Raw genomic sequence first — 13,537 nt, forward strand, 5'->3', positions numbered from 1 at the left:
GCCTCATTAACTGCCAATAATGACCCTCCGTGCCGCATTCAAACGCCCTTCCCGATGCTTGCCGATGGCTGACCCAGAGCCTTCTGAGCCCACTGCCCGCGCCGCTGACACTCGACTGGCTGTTCGATGAAGGTTCGCTGACCCGGCGCCTGACGCGCCTGTCCAGCGATGGTTTCAGCGTGACGCCGCTGTTCGAAGGCTGGCAGCCACTGCGTGACGACGAATGCGCCACCCTGGACTTGCCCGCCGCCAGCATCGGCTGGGTGCGCGAGGTGTATTTGCGCGGCCACGGCCAGCCCTGGGTGTTTGCCCGCAGCGTGGCGGCCCGCAGCGCGTTGCAGGGTGATGGTTTGCACATGGATGAGTTGGGTAGCCGGTCGCTGGGGGAGTTGTTGTTTTGTGACCACGCCTTCACGCGCCAGGCCATCGAGGTATGCCGTTACCCACGGGTATGGCTGCCCGTGGCGGACCAGGCCGATCACCTGTGGGCACGCCGCTCGCGTTTTGATCGCGGGCCGCTGAGCGTGCTGGTGGCCGAGATCTTCCTGCCGACCTTGTGGCAAGCCGTGCACGACCACCCGGAGAATTGCTGATGTATCAGCGCCTGCTCAAATCCCTGAATCACTTGAACCCAAGGGCCTGGGACTTCATCCAGTTGACCCGCATGGACAAGCCCATCGGCATTTATCTGCTGCTGTGGCCCACGCTGTGGGCGCTGTGGATTGCCGGCAAGGGTTCGCCATCGCTGCTCAATATCCTGATTTTTGTGCTCGGCGTGATACTCACCCGGGCCGGCGGTTGCGTGATTAATGACTGGGCCGACCGCAAAGTCGACGGCCATGTGAAACGCACCGAACAGCGCCCGCTGGTGAGCGGCAAGATCAGCTCGAAAGAGGCACTGGTGTTCTTCGCGGTGCTGATGTTCATCAGTTTCCTGCTGGTGCTGCTGACCAACTCCATGACGATCTGGCTGTCCCTGGGCGGCCTCGCGCTGGCGGCCAGCTACCCGTTCATGAAGCGCTACACCTATTACCCGCAGGTGGTATTGGGCGCAGCGTTTTCCTGGGGCATGCCGATGGCGTTCACCGCCGAGACGGGCAGCCTGCCCGCCGCTGCCTGGCTGCTGTACATCGCCAACCTGTTGTGGACGGTGGGTTACGACACGTACTACGCCATGACCGATCGCGATGACGACCTGAAAATCGGGGTCAAATCCACCGCCATTCTGTTTGGCGAGGCCGACCGGGTGATCATCCTGACGTTGCAGGGCCTGGCCCTGGCTTGCCTGTGGCTGGCGGGGATGCGCTTTGAGTTGGGTGGCTGGTTCCACCTGGGCTTGCTGGCGGCGGCCGGGTGTTTTGCCTGGGAGTTCTGGTACACACGGGACAAGGACCGGCTCAAATGCTTCAAGGCGTTTTTGCACAACCACTGGGCCGGGTTGGCGATTTTTGTCGGAATTGTGGCGGACTACGCCTTCAAGTGATCAAGGGCGAGGGGCACGTCCCCTCGCCACAGCCGTGATCAGGGTTTGATGACGTGCCAGACGTCGCCTTTACCGTCTCCAGACTTGTCGCCTGCCGCTTTGTCATTCTTAAAGGTATAAACCGGCTTGCCCTCATACGCCCACTGACTGGTCTGATCCTCACGGGTGATGACCGTCCATTTGCCGGCCGGTTTATCCGTGGATTCCGCCTTCAGGGGCGGCCAGTTGGTTTCGCAGGGGTCTCCGTTGCAGTTGGACTTGCCATCCTTGTCTTTGTCGAAGGTGTAAAGGGTCATGCCCTTGTGGTCCACCAGCATCCCGCCCTTCGCCATCCCGGGCTCCGCCGCAACCGCCAGTGCCGGCAGCGTTAACGCGGCCGTTACCAGCAGGGCTTTCCAGGAAAAAGTACTGTGAGTCATGGGAACCTTCCTTTTGTGGTTGTCAGGATTCGGACCCAAAGCGTAGTCCAGAGAGGCGCCGATTGCCCGAGCGACTAAATTACTGTCACACGACTGCAATAATTCCGTTATCTAATGCGGCGCAAGACAGTTAAATGACAAGAGGATTTAGCATGGTTGGCAGGAGCATTCTGATCGTTGACGACGAAGCGCCCATTCGCGAGATGATCGCCGTTGCGTTGGAAATGGCCGGCTATGACTGCCTGGAGGCGGAGAACTCCCAGCAGGCCCATGCCATTATCGTCGACCGCAAGCCGGACCTGATCCTGCTGGACTGGATGCTGCCCGGCACCTCCGGCATCGAGCTGGCCCGTCGCCTGAAGCGCGATGAGCTGACCGGGGATATCCCGATCATCATGCTCACCGCCAAGGGCGAAGAGGACAACAAGATTCAGGGCCTGGAAGTCGGTGCCGATGACTACATCACCAAGCCCTTTTCCCCACGGGAACTGGTTGCCCGTCTGAAAGCCGTGCTGCGCCGTGCCGGCCCTACCGATGGCGAAGCGCCTATCGAAGTCGGCGGCCTGCTCCTGGACCCTATCAGCCACCGCGTGACCATCGACGGCAAGCCTGCCGAGATGGGCCCCACCGAATACCGCCTGCTGCAATTTTTCATGACCCACCAGGAACGCGCCTACACCCGCGGCCAATTGCTGGACCAGGTCTGGGGCGGCAACGTGTATGTGGAAGAGCGTACCGTCGACGTGCATATCCGCCGCCTGCGCAAAGCCTTGGGCGACGCTTACGAGAATCTGGTACAAACCGTGCGCGGCACCGGCTACCGGTTTTCAACCAAAGGCTGAGCCGCAGCGAACTGCCCAGACAGCTGAAAGGACGCGTGTTTAAGTGAACCAAAACTGGCATGGCACCCTGATCCGCCACATGCTCCTGTTGATCACCGGCTGCCTGCTGGTGGGCCTGGTCAGCGGCTATTACGGCTGGAGCCTGGCCGTCGGCCTGGGCCTTTACCTGGGCTGGACCCTCAAGCAATTGCTGCGCCTTCACGAGTGGCTGCGCCAGCACAAACCCGACGAAGCGCCACCCGACGGCTACGGCCTGTGGGGCGAGGTGTTCGACAGCATCTACCACCTGCAACGCCGCGACCAACGCGTGCGCGGGCGTCTGCAAGCGGTGATCGACCGGGTGCAGGAGTCTACGGCCGCGCTGAAAGACGCGGTGATCATGCTCGACAGCGACGGCAACCTGGAATGGTGGAACCGCGCCGCAGAGACACTGCTGGGCCTCAAGACGCCCCAGGACAGCGGCCAGCCGGTGACCAACCTGGTGCGCCACCCGCGCTTCAAGGAATACTTCGAGCAGGACAACTACGAAGAAGCCCTGGAAATCCCGTCACCGACCAACGACCGCGTGCGCATCCAGCTGTACCTGACGCGCTACGGCAATAACGAACATTTGATGCTGGTGCGCGATGTCACGCGTATCCATCAGCTGGAACAGATGCGCAAGGACTTCGTCGCCAACGTCTCCCATGAACTGCGCACCCCGCTGACGGTGATCTGCGGCTACCTGGAGACGCTGCTCGACAACGTCGAAGACGTGAACCCGCGCTGGACCCGCGCCCTGCAGCAGATGCAGCAGCAAGGCGGGCGCATGCAAACGCTGCTCAATGACCTGCTGTTGCTGGCCAAGCTGGAAGCCACTGATTACCCGTCGGACAACCATCCGGTACCGGTGCAAAGCCTGTTGCAGACCATCAAGAGCGACGCCCAGGCCTTGTCCGGGCAGCGGGAACAGCAGATTACCCTCGAAGCCGACCCCTCGATCCTGCTCAAGGGCAGTGAAGGCGAACTACGCAGCGCGTTTTCCAACCTGGTGTTCAACGCCGTCAAATACACCCAGGACAAGGGCAATATCCGCATCCGCTGGTGGGCCGACGACCAGGGCGCCCACCTCAGCGTGCAGGACTCCGGGATGGGCATCGACGCCAAGCACTTGCCGCGCCTCACCGAACGCTTCTACCGCGTCGACTCCAGCCGCAACTCCAACACCGGCGGCACGGGACTCGGCCTGGCTATCGTCAAACATGTGCTGCTGCGCCATCGCGCACGGCTGGAAATCAGCAGCGTGCTGGGCCATGGCAGTACCTTCACCTGTCATTTCCCGCCGACCCAGATGACGCGTTCACGGGTTACTCATCAGGACGAGTGACCCTCCACCCGGCAGCCGCCACTAGGCAAGCGCCCCGTCAGCCGCTACATTGGCTGACTTGTGCCTGCCTTTCAGGCCCACCTGCTCACCCTTTTTGATTAGACGGAACCCGCAAAACCCCATCATGGACCCTTCCCCTGGCATCACCCTCGCGACACTCTTCGCCGACTTCGGCATGATTCTTTTTGCACTGATCCTGGTACTGCTCAACGGCTTCTTCGTTGCGGCGGAATTTGCCATGGTCAAACTGCGCTCGACCCGGGTCGAGGCCATCGCCCACAAAAACGGCTGGCGCGGGCAGATCCTGCGCACCGTACACAGCCAGCTCGACGCGTATCTGTCGGCCTGCCAGTTGGGTATCACCCTCGCCTCCCTGGGCCTGGGCTGGGTCGGTGAGCCGGCCTTCGCGCACATCCTCGAGCCGTTGCTGGGCGCGATCGGCGTGCAATCGCCGGAAGTGATCAAGGGCGTGTCGTTCTTTGCCGCCTTCTTCGTGATCTCGTACCTGCACATCGTGGTCGGTGAGCTGGCGCCCAAGTCCTGGGCGATTCGCAAGCCCGAGCTGCTGTCGCTGTGGACCGCCGTGCCGCTGTACCTGTTCTACTGGGCCATGTACCCGGCGATCTACCTGCTCAACGCCAGTGCCAACGCCATCCTGCGCATCGCCGGCCAGGGCGAGCCCGGCCCGCACCACGAGCACCATTACAGCCGTGAAGAACTGAAACTGATCCTGCACTCCAGCCGTGGCCAGGACCCGAGCGACCAGGGCATGCGTGTACTGGCCTCCGCCGTGGAAATGGGCGAGCTGGAAGTGGTGGACTGGGCCAACTCCCGGGAAGACCTGGTGACCCTGGACTTCAACGCCCCGCTCAAGGAAATCCTGGCGTTGTTCCGCCGCCACAAGTTCAGCCGCTACCCGGTGTACGACGCGGTGCGTAACGAGTTTGTCGGCCTGCTGCACATCAAGGACCTGCTGCTGGAACTGGCGGCCCTGGACCACATCCCCGAGTCGTTCAACCTGGCCGAGCTGACTCGCCCGCTGGAGCGCGTATCGCGCCACATGCCGCTGTCACAACTGCTGGAGCAGTTCCGCAAGGGCGGCGCGCACTTTGCCCTGGTGGAAGAAGCCGACGGCAAGGTCATCGGCTACCTGACCATGGAAGACGTGCTGGAAGTGCTGGTGGGCGACATCCAGGACGAACACCGCAAGGCCGAGCGCGGCATCCTTGCCTATCAGCCGGGCAAGCTGCTGGTGCGTGGTGACACACCGCTGTTCAAGGTGGAGCGCTTGCTGGGCGTCGACCTGGACCACATCGAAGCCGAGACCCTGGCAGGGCTGATCTACGACACCCTGAAACGGGTGCCGGAAGAAGAAGAAGTGCTGGAAGTCGAAGGCTTGCGGATCATCATCAAGAAGATGAAAGGGCCGAAGATCGTGTTGGCCAAGGTGCTGCTGCTCGACTAGGGCACACCCCCTGCAGGAGCGAGCTTGCTCGCGAGGGACGTTAACGATAACGCTGGGATCCTGACACCCGGCAGCGCCCTCAGGTTTTTCGCGAGCAAGCTCGCTCCTACAAAAGCCTTACCGCGTGCCCAACGCAAAGTTGGGCAACGCCTGCACCGGCTGGTTGAATTCATACGGAATCGACACCAGCCCCAACGCCGTCGTGCGCTGCACCACAAAATGCAGATGCGGCCCGCTGCTGTTGCCGGTATTGCCCGACAGCGCCAACGGGCTGCCCACCGCCACGCGTTGCCCTTCCCTGACGCTGACCGACCCTTGCTTGAGGTGCAGGTACACGCCTTGAGTACCGTCATCGTGCTGCACCCGCACGAAATTGCCCGATGGGTCGCCTCCGCGCCCGGCTTGGGCGTTCTCGGTTTTCAGCACCATGCCTGCGCGCGCCGCGATGATCGGCGTGCCTTCAGGCATCGCGATATCCATCGCATAGCGGCTTTTGAGCTCGGAGTGGCTGAAGGTGCCGTTCGGGCCTTGAGTGAGTCGGAACGGGCCGCCGCGCCAGGGCAATGGATAGCGATAGGAAACAGGTTGCGCAGGATATGCAGGCTTGGGCATCACCCGCTCCTGATACACAAACGCCTGCGCCCCGGGTGTGTACCGGTCACTGAAAACCACGGCGCCGTCGGCGTCGATGGATTTGTAGAGGGTCATGGACATCGCCGACGGGGCGGTGATTAACAATCCACAGAACAGCAGTGAGCGCGCGAGCATGGGGTTGGCCTGCCAGGGACGACTGAATGGCAGGCTAACAAGGGATCATGACAGTGCTATGTGAACCGTCCAATGCCCCTGTGGCGAGGGAGCAAGCTCCCTCGCCACAGGTAAAACGTTGGCCTGAAATGACTGCCAGGTCACGCACCCGGCACAAAATGCTTCTGCGCGGTGCCGCGAGCGATCAGCCGCGAGATGTAATCGAGCTTCTGCGCGTCCTGGTCGATAAACCGGAAGGTCAGTTGCAGCCAATCACTGTCCGGCTTGGGCTCGTAGGCCACGACGGCGTGCAGGTAGCCGTTAAGGCGCGCCACCTCGGCATTTTCACCCTGCTCCAGGTCGAGCACGGCGCTTTCCAGTACCTGAGGCAGGACTTCGCCGCGACGCACCACCAGCAACGCTTCCTTGATGCTCAAGGCCTTGATCACACATTGCTGGGTGCCGCTGGACAGGCGCAACTGGCCCTGCCCACGACCGCTGGCAGGCGATGCGGTCGGAGCGGCCTGCACCGGCGGGCTGTTGAGCAAGCCTTTGCTGGGTGCGGCCACCGGAGCCGGCTTTACTGCTTCAGGCTTGCCGCCCGTCAGGGCGCTGAGGGAGTCGTTGCCGAACGCCGAGTTCATCTTGGTCGGCGCGCTGGCGATCAACGCGTCGAGGCGACCAATCTTGTTCAGCGCCTGCTTGACCTTGTTCAGCAGCTGCTCGTTGGTGAAGGGCTTGCTCACGTAGCCGGAAACCCCGGCCTGGATCGCCTGCACCACGTTTTCCTTGTCACCACGGCTGGTCACCATGACGAACGGCATGGCTTTCAGATGAGGCTGCTCACGGCACCAGGTCAGCAGTTCCAGGCCGGACATTTCCGGCATTTCCCAGTCACACAGCACCATGTCGAAGGTTTCGCGCATCAGGATGGCCTGGGCCTTTTTGCCGTTCACCGCATCTTCGATCTTGATCCCCGGGAAGTAGTTGCGCAGGCACTTCTTCACCAGGTCGCGAATAAACGAGGCGTCATCCACCACCAACACACTGACTTTGCTCATCGACCCTTCATCCTATAAAAACCCCGGCAAGCATAACGCTTCGCTGATGGCATTTCGCCAAAACTCTTCAGTCACGCCAGGACTTTACGTTTCCCCGCCGCGCAAAATTCGTACGCCACAAACGAAAACGCCCGACCAAAGGCCGGGCGTTTATTTCTCGGGCAATCTTACTTATCGTCAGGAACGCCCGGAACATTAGGGATTTGATCGGCGGTGCCTTCAACTTCGGCTTTCATGCGCTTGAGGCCCATGTGCCGCACGTCGGTACCCCGCACCAGGTAGATCACCAGTTCCGAGATATTGCGCGCGTGGTCGCCGATGCGTTCCAGCGAACGCAGGACCCAGATGATGCTCAACACCCGCGAGATAGAGCGCGGGTCTTCCATCATGTAGGTCGCCAGCTCGCGCAGGGCGGTCTTGTATTCGCGGTCGATGATCTTGTCGTACTGCGCCACCGACAACGCCAGTTCGGCGTCAAAGCGGGCAAACGCGTCGAGGGCGTCGCGGACCATGTTGCGCACCTGGTCGCCGATGTGGCGCACTTCGACGTAACCGCGCGGCGCTTCGCCTTCTTCGCACAACTGGATGGCGCGGCGGGCGATCTTGGTGGCTTCGTCGCCGATGCGCTCCAGGTCGATCACGGACTTGGAGATGCTGATGATCAAACGCAGGTCGGACGCCGCCGGCTGACGACGGGCCAGGATGCGCAGGCATTCTTCGTCGATGTTGCGTTCCATCTGGTTGATCTGGTCATCGATCTCGCGCACTTGCTGGGCCAGGCCCGAGTCGGCCTCGATCAGCGCGGTGACCGCATCGTTGACTTGCTTCTCCACCAGCCCGCCCATGGCCAGGAGGTGGCTGCGCACTTCCTCAAGCTCGGCGTTGAACTGCGCGGAGATGTGATGGGTAAGGCCTTCTTTGCTAATCATGTTGGCGTCCTTGGAACGTCCGGTAAGGTGCGGTCGACCGCAGCATCAGTTCAGTGTGCAACCTGCCAGCTGCTAGCCGTAGCGACCGGTGATGTAGTCTTCGGTCTGCTTCTTCGCCGGGTTGGTGAACAGGGTATCGGTGTCGCCAAACTCCACCAGCTTGCCCATGTACATGAACGCGGTGTAGTCGGAAACCCGCGCCGCCTGTTGCATGTTGTGGGTCACGATCACGATGGTGAACTTGGATTTCAGTTCGTAGATCAGCTCTTCGACTTTCAACGTGGAGATCGGGTCGAGTGCCGAGCACGGTTCATCGAGCAGCAGTACTTCAGGCTCCACGGCGATGGTGCGGGCGATCACCAGACGTTGCTGCTGGCCGCCGGACAAACCGAGGGCCGACTCGTGCAGGCGGTCCTTGACCTCGTCCCACAGCGCCGCGCCTTTCAGTGCCCACTCAACGGCTTCGTCGAGGATGCGCTTCTTGTTGATGCCCTGGATGCGCAGGCCGTAGACCACGTTTTCATAGATGGTCTTGGGAAACGGGTTCGGCTTCTGGAACACCATGCCCACCCGGCGACGCAGCTCGGCCACGTCTTCGCCCTTGCGGTAGATGTTGGTGCCGTACAGGTTGATGGCGCCCTCGACGCGGCAGCCGTCCACCAGGTCGTTCATCCGGTTGAAGGTGCGCAGCAAGGTCGACTTGCCGCAACCGGACGGGCCGATGAAGGCGGTCACGCGTTGCTTGGGGATGTTCATGCTGACGTCGTACAGCGCCTGCTTGTCGCCGTAGTACAGGCTCAGACCTGGGACTTCGATGGCCACGGTTTCCTGGGCCAGGCTCAGGCTCTGCTTGTCGCGACCCAGGGCTGACATGTTGATGCCGTGGGAATGAGTGTCTTGTTGCATGGGATGCTCCCTGTGCTACCAATTCGTTTCGTTGAACCGCCGGGGCGGCTTACTCAAAATCTGTGTCTAGCGCTAACCCTGTGGGAGCTGGCTTGCCTGCGATGGCATCACCGCGGTGTACCTGTTCAACCGAGTCGCCGGCATCGCAGGCAAGCCAGCTCCCACAGGTGCCCACTTAACTGTCCAGCGCCTTGTACTTCTCGCGCAGGTGGTTACGAATCCACACCGCCGACAGGTTGAGCGTGGCGATCACCAGCACCAGCAACAGCGCGGTGGCGTACACCAGCGGCCGTGCGGCCTCGACGTTGGGGCTCTGGAAGCCGACGTCATAAATGTGGAAGCCCAGGTGCATGATCTTCTGGTCCAGGTGCAGGTACGGGTAGTTGCCGTCCACCGGCAGCGACGGCGCCAGTTTCACCACACCCACCAGCATCAGTGGCGCCACCTCACCGGCGGCGCGGGCCACGGCGAGGATCATGCCGGTCATCATCGCCGGGCTGGCCATCGGCAGCACGATCTTCCACAGCGTTTCCGCCTTGGTTGCGCCCAGTGCCAAAGAGCCTTCACGCACGGTGCGGGGAATCCGCGCCAGGCCTTCTTCGGTGGCCACGATCACCACCGGCACCGCCAGCAGCGCCAGGGTCAGGGACGCCCACAGCAGGCCCGGGGTACCGAAGGTCGGTGCCGGCAGCGCTTCAGCGAAGAACAGCCGGTCGAGCGAGCCGCCCAGTACGTAAACGAAGAAGCCGAGGCCGAACACGCCGTAAACAATGGCAGGCACACCGGCCAGGTTGTTCACCGCGATGCGGATGATGCGGGTCAGGGTGTTCTGCTTGGCGTATTCACGCAGGTACACCGCCGCCAGCACGCCGAACGGCGTCACAATCATCGCCATGATCAGGGTCATCATCACGGTGCCGAAGATCGCCGGGAAGATCCCGCCTTCGGTGTTGGCTTCCCGTGGGTCGTCGCTGAGGAATTCCCAGACCTTGCTGAAGTAGAAACCGACCTTGGTCAGGTAGCCCATGGCGTTCGGCTGGTAAGCGTGCACCACCTTGCCGATGCCGATTTCGATTTCTTTGCCGTTGCCATCGCGGGCGGTGAGGCTGTCGCGGTTGAACTGGGTGTGCAGGTCCGCCAGGCGGGCTTCGATGTCTTTGTAGCGGTTGTTCAGCTCGGCGCGGCCGCTGTCCATGTCGGCTTGGGCGGTGGCGTCCAGCTTGCCTTCCAGCTCCAGCTTGCGACCGTGCAGGCGGATGCGTTCGAGGCCGGCGTTGATCGCGCCGATGTCGGACTTCTCAAGGGTCTTGAGCTGGGCCGCGAGCTTGTTGACGCGGTCGACACGGGCTTGCAGCTCCGGCCAGGCGGCCTCGCCTTCAGCGATGACCTTGCCGTCCTGTTTGACGTTGACCAGGGTGCCGTAGAAGTTGCCCCACTCACGACGCTCGATGGTCATCAGCTCGGCAGGCTTGGTCTGGTTGGTCAGCCACTCGCCGACGATCCAGGTGAAGTCGTTGCCGTTCAAGTCACGGTTGCCGACCTTGATCAGCTCGCGGGTCATGAACTCCGGGCCCTGGTCCGGCACCGGCAAGCCGGCGCTTTTCAGGCGCTCGCGGGGCACTTCTTCTTTCTGCACCACTTCGCCGATGACAATGTGGTTTTCCTGGCCCGGCACGTTGTAGTTGGCCTGGATCAGGTCGGCCGGCCAGAAGTGGCCCAGGCCACGCACGGCAATCACGGCCAGCAAACCAATGGTCATGATGACCGCGATGGACACCGCGCCACCGCTGATCCAGACGCCCGGGGCGCCGCTCTTGAACCATCCATTCAGGGAGTTCTGTTTCACAGACTTCTACCTTTCTTAAAGCGACGAGTATTTCTTGCGCAGACGCTGACGGATCAGCTCGGCGAGGGTGTTCATGATGAAGGTGAACAGCAGCAGCACCAGCGCCGAGAGGAACAGCACGCGGTAGTGGCTGCCGCCGACTTCCGACTCGGGCATTTCCACCGCGACGTTCGCCGCCAGGGTGCGCAGGCCTTCAAACAGGTTCATCTCCATCACCGGCGTGTTGCCGGTGGCCATCAGCACGATCATGGTTTCACCCACCGCACGGCCCATGCCGATCATCAGCGCCGAGAAAATGCCCGGGCTGGCGGTCAGGATCACCACGCGGGTCATGGTCTGCCATGGCGTGGCGCCCAGGGCCAACGAGCCCAGGGTCAGGCCGCGTGGCACGCTGAACACGGCGTCTTCGGCGATGGAGTAGATGTTCGGGATCACCGCAAAACCCATGGCCAGGCCGACGACCAGGGCGTTGCGCTGGTCGTAGGTGATGCCCAGGTCGTGGGAGATCCACATGCGCATGTCGCCGCCGAAGAACCAGGTTTCCAGGTACGGGCTCATGTACAGCGAGAGCCAGCCCACAAACAGGATCACCGGGATCAGGATCGCGCTTTCCCAGCCATCCGGGACCCGCAGGCGGATCGACTCCGGCAGGCGGCTGAAGATGAATCCGGCCACCAGGATGCCGATCGGCAGCAGCATCAGCAGGCTGAAAATCCCCGGCAGATGCCCCTCCACATACGGCGCCAGGAACAGGCCGGCGAAGAAGCCGAGGATCACCGTCGGCATCGCTTCCATCAACTCGATCACCGGCTTGACCTTGCGGCGCAGGCTCGGGGCCATGAAGTAAGCGGTGTAGATCGCAGCGGCAACCGCCAGTGGCGCCGCCAGCAGCATGGCGTAGAACGCGGCCTTCAGGGTGCCGAAGGTCAGCGGGGCCAGGCTCATCTTGGGTTCGAAGTCGGTGTTGGCGGCGGTCGATTGCCAGACGTATTTAGGCTCGTCGTAGTTTTCGTACCAGACCTTGCTCCACAACGCGCTCCAGGACACTTCCGGGTGCGGGTTGTCCAGCAGCAGCGGTTGCAGCTTGCCGCCGGCTTCGACGATCACCCGGTTGGCCCGTGGCGACATGCCGAAGATCCCGGTGCCCTCGACCACCGGGTCCACCAGCAGCGTACGGTGGGCGGTGCTGTGGAACACGCCGAACTTGCCGGAGGCGTCGAGGGCAGTGAAGCCTTTGCGACGTTCTTCAGCAGTGATTTCAACGATCGGCGCGGTGCCCATCTGGAAAGTACGAATCTGCTTCAGACGCTGTTCGCCGTCCGGGTCACGGGCCATGAACCACTGCGCCAGGCCACCGCTGGAGTTACCGATGATCAGCGAGATGCCGCCCACCAGTTGGGTACTGGCGGTGACTTGCGCAACGCCGTCTTCCAATAATTTGTATCGACCGTTGAGGCTGTTGTCCCGCAGGCTGAACACGTCGGCCTGGGCGCGGCCGTTGATCACGTACAGCCACTGCTGGCGCGGATCGACGAAAATGGCTTTCACCGGCTCGGTCATTTGCGGCAGTTCGATGCGCTTCTGCTCGGTGGTGACTTCCTCGGTCATCATGTTTTCTTCACGGCTGATAGACAGCACGTTCAGATGGGCGCCACTGGAACCGGCCACCACCAGCGTCGAGTCGGTAGCATTCAAGGCTACGTGCTCAAGGGAACGACCTTGTTCGTCGAGGACGATCGGCGTTTCGCCGTAAGGGTATTCAATGGCGGGCGAGATGGTCTTCTTGCCGTCCGGGTACGACACTTTATAGGTATGGCGGAACACCAGGGACTGGCCGTTGGACAGGCCGAGGATCACCAGTGGGCTGCCCGGCTGGTCTTCACCAATGGAAGCAACTGTCACACCGGCCGGCAATGGCAGGTCAACGCGCTTGAGTTCGGCCCCCGTATCAACGCTGAAGAACAGTGCCTGGCCCTTGTCGGAAACCCGCATCGCGACCTGGTTCTGTTCTTCCATGGAAATCATCAGCGGCTTGCCGGCGTCCTGCAGCCAGGCCGGCGTCAGGGCCTCTTCCTTGGTCAGGTTGGCGCCGTGGAACAGCGGCGCGACTACATAGGCAAGAAAGAAGAAGATCAAGGTGATCGCGCCCAGCACGGCGAGGCCGCCAATCAGCACGTACCAGCGGGTCAGGCGATCCTTGAGCGCGCGGATTCGGCGCTTGCGTTGCAGCTCAGGCGTATTGAAATCAATGCGCTTGGGGGGAGAAGTCGTCGTCATGGTGGAATTGGCCAGATCATTCATGCGCACACCCTAGCGATCCTGTATGACAGAAAGATGACAATGCAGTGACGCAAGAAATCCGCCGCGCAGCGTAGCTGGCAGCAGACTGAAAAATGGGAGGCGAGGTCCAGGTCCTGCAGACCCCGCCCAGGCCTTGAACCGCGGCTAAACCCCGGCTCAAGACAAGTTTACC

12 protein-coding genes are annotated in these 13,537 nt (G+C 61.9%); 5 read left to right on the forward strand and 7 right to left on the reverse strand.

Annotated features, from left to right (window positions below):
• The first annotated feature begins 29 nt into the window (after nucleotides 1–29).
• On the forward strand, nucleotides 30–593 hold the full coding sequence (locus MUM_RS0106495; RefSeq protein WP_010168309.1) for a chorismate--pyruvate lyase family protein: 564 nt from the start codon (nucleotides 30–32) through the stop codon (nucleotides 591–593).
• Nucleotides 593–1,483 carry a 4-hydroxybenzoate octaprenyltransferase gene (gene ubiA / locus MUM_RS0106500; RefSeq protein ID WP_010168311.1) on the forward strand — a complete coding sequence of 297 codons (891 nt, stop codon included), beginning with the start codon at nucleotides 593–595 and terminating at the stop codon, nucleotides 1,481–1,483. Before MUM_RS0106495 ends, ubiA begins: the two co-directional genes overlap by 1 nt.
• Before the next feature lie 38 nt (nucleotides 1,484–1,521).
• On the opposite strand, the gene MUM_RS0106505 is transcribed toward ubiA, so the two are convergent.
• Nucleotides 1,522–1,902, reverse strand: coding sequence for a COG4315 family predicted lipoprotein (locus MUM_RS0106505; protein WP_010168314.1), 381 nt, complete (start codon nucleotides 1,900–1,902; stop codon nucleotides 1,522–1,524).
• 152 nt (nucleotides 1,903–2,054) lie between these two features.
• Between MUM_RS0106505 and phoB the strand changes: the two genes are divergently transcribed.
• From phoB to MUM_RS0106525, 3 genes are all read left to right on the forward strand, one after another.
• A complete protein-coding gene (gene phoB, locus MUM_RS0106510) occupies nucleotides 2,055–2,744 on the forward strand; it encodes a phosphate regulon transcriptional regulator PhoB (protein ID WP_003176964.1) in 690 nt (229 codons plus the stop codon).
• Between the two features lie 43 nt (nucleotides 2,745–2,787).
• Nucleotides 2,788–4,110 carry a phosphate regulon sensor histidine kinase PhoR gene (phoR, locus tag MUM_RS0106515; protein ID WP_010168316.1) on the forward strand — a complete coding sequence of 441 codons (1,323 nt, stop codon included), beginning with the start codon at nucleotides 2,788–2,790 and terminating at the stop codon, nucleotides 4,108–4,110.
• Nucleotides 4,111–4,234: 124 nt separating this feature from the next.
• Nucleotides 4,235–5,575: a hemolysin family protein gene (locus MUM_RS0106525; RefSeq protein ID WP_003213385.1), complete on the forward strand. Its 1,341-nt coding sequence runs from the start codon at nucleotides 4,235–4,237 to the stop codon at nucleotides 5,573–5,575.
• Between the two features lie 117 nt (nucleotides 5,576–5,692).
• On the opposite strand, the gene MUM_RS0106530 is transcribed toward MUM_RS0106525, so the two are convergent.
• The 6 genes from MUM_RS0106530 to MUM_RS0106555 form a co-directional block, all read right to left on the reverse strand.
• A complete protein-coding gene (locus MUM_RS0106530) occupies nucleotides 5,693–6,343 on the reverse strand; it encodes a M23 family metallopeptidase (protein WP_010168317.1) in 651 nt (216 codons plus the stop codon).
• A gap of 140 nt (nucleotides 6,344–6,483) precedes the next feature.
• Nucleotides 6,484–7,383: a response regulator gene (locus MUM_RS0106535; RefSeq protein ID WP_010168318.1), complete on the reverse strand. Its 900-nt coding sequence runs from the start codon at nucleotides 7,381–7,383 to the stop codon at nucleotides 6,484–6,486.
• Nucleotides 7,384–7,550: 167 nt separating this feature from the next.
• Nucleotides 7,551–8,312, reverse strand: a complete 762-nt coding sequence (phoU, locus tag MUM_RS0106540; protein ID WP_010168319.1) for a phosphate signaling complex protein PhoU — start codon at nucleotides 8,310–8,312, stop codon at nucleotides 7,551–7,553.
• 72 nt (nucleotides 8,313–8,384) lie between these two features.
• A complete protein-coding gene (gene pstB / locus MUM_RS0106545; RefSeq protein ID WP_010168321.1) occupies nucleotides 8,385–9,218 on the reverse strand; it encodes a phosphate ABC transporter ATP-binding protein PstB in 834 nt (277 codons plus the stop codon).
• A 175-nt stretch (nucleotides 9,219–9,393) separates the two neighbouring features.
• Complete coding sequence (pstA, locus tag MUM_RS0106550; RefSeq protein ID WP_010168323.1) at nucleotides 9,394–11,064, reverse strand: phosphate ABC transporter permease PstA; 1,671 nt, start codon at nucleotides 11,062–11,064, stop codon at nucleotides 9,394–9,396.
• Between the two features lie 15 nt (nucleotides 11,065–11,079).
• Nucleotides 11,080–13,113: an ABC transporter permease subunit gene (locus MUM_RS0106555; protein ID WP_177324989.1), complete on the reverse strand. Its 2,034-nt coding sequence runs from the start codon at nucleotides 13,111–13,113 to the stop codon at nucleotides 11,080–11,082.
• Nucleotides 13,114–13,537: the final 424 nt, after the last annotated feature.

The organism is Pseudomonas sp. PAMC 25886 (genome assembly GCF_000242655.1).
Taxonomy (GTDB): domain Bacteria; phylum Pseudomonadota; class Gammaproteobacteria; order Pseudomonadales; family Pseudomonadaceae; genus Aquipseudomonas.

Excerpts from the sequence above, each read along its gene's own strand:
- ubiA (WP_010168311.1), top strand. The coding sequence starts at position 593 with ATGTATCAGCGCCTGCTCAAATCCCTGAATCACTTGAACCCAAGGGCC.
- MUM_RS0106505 (WP_010168314.1), bottom strand. The coding sequence starts at position 1,902 with ATGACTCACAGTACTTTTTCCTGGAAAGCCCTGCTGGTAACGGCCGCG.
- phoB (WP_003176964.1), top strand. The coding sequence starts at position 2,055 with ATGGTTGGCAGGAGCATTCTGATCGTTGACGACGAAGCGCCCATTCGC.
- MUM_RS0106525 (WP_003213385.1), top strand. The coding sequence starts at position 4,235 with ATGGACCCTTCCCCTGGCATCACCCTCGCGACACTCTTCGCCGACTTC.
- MUM_RS0106530 (WP_010168317.1), bottom strand. The coding sequence starts at position 6,343 with ATGCTCGCGCGCTCACTGCTGTTCTGTGGATTGTTAATCACCGCCCCG.
- MUM_RS0106535 (WP_010168318.1), bottom strand. The coding sequence starts at position 7,383 with ATGAGCAAAGTCAGTGTGTTGGTGGTGGATGACGCCTCGTTTATTCGC.
- phoU (WP_010168319.1), bottom strand. The coding sequence starts at position 8,312 with ATGATTAGCAAAGAAGGCCTTACCCATCACATCTCCGCGCAGTTCAAC.
- pstB (WP_010168321.1), bottom strand. The coding sequence starts at position 9,218 with ATGCAACAAGACACTCATTCCCACGGCATCAACATGTCAGCCCTGGGT.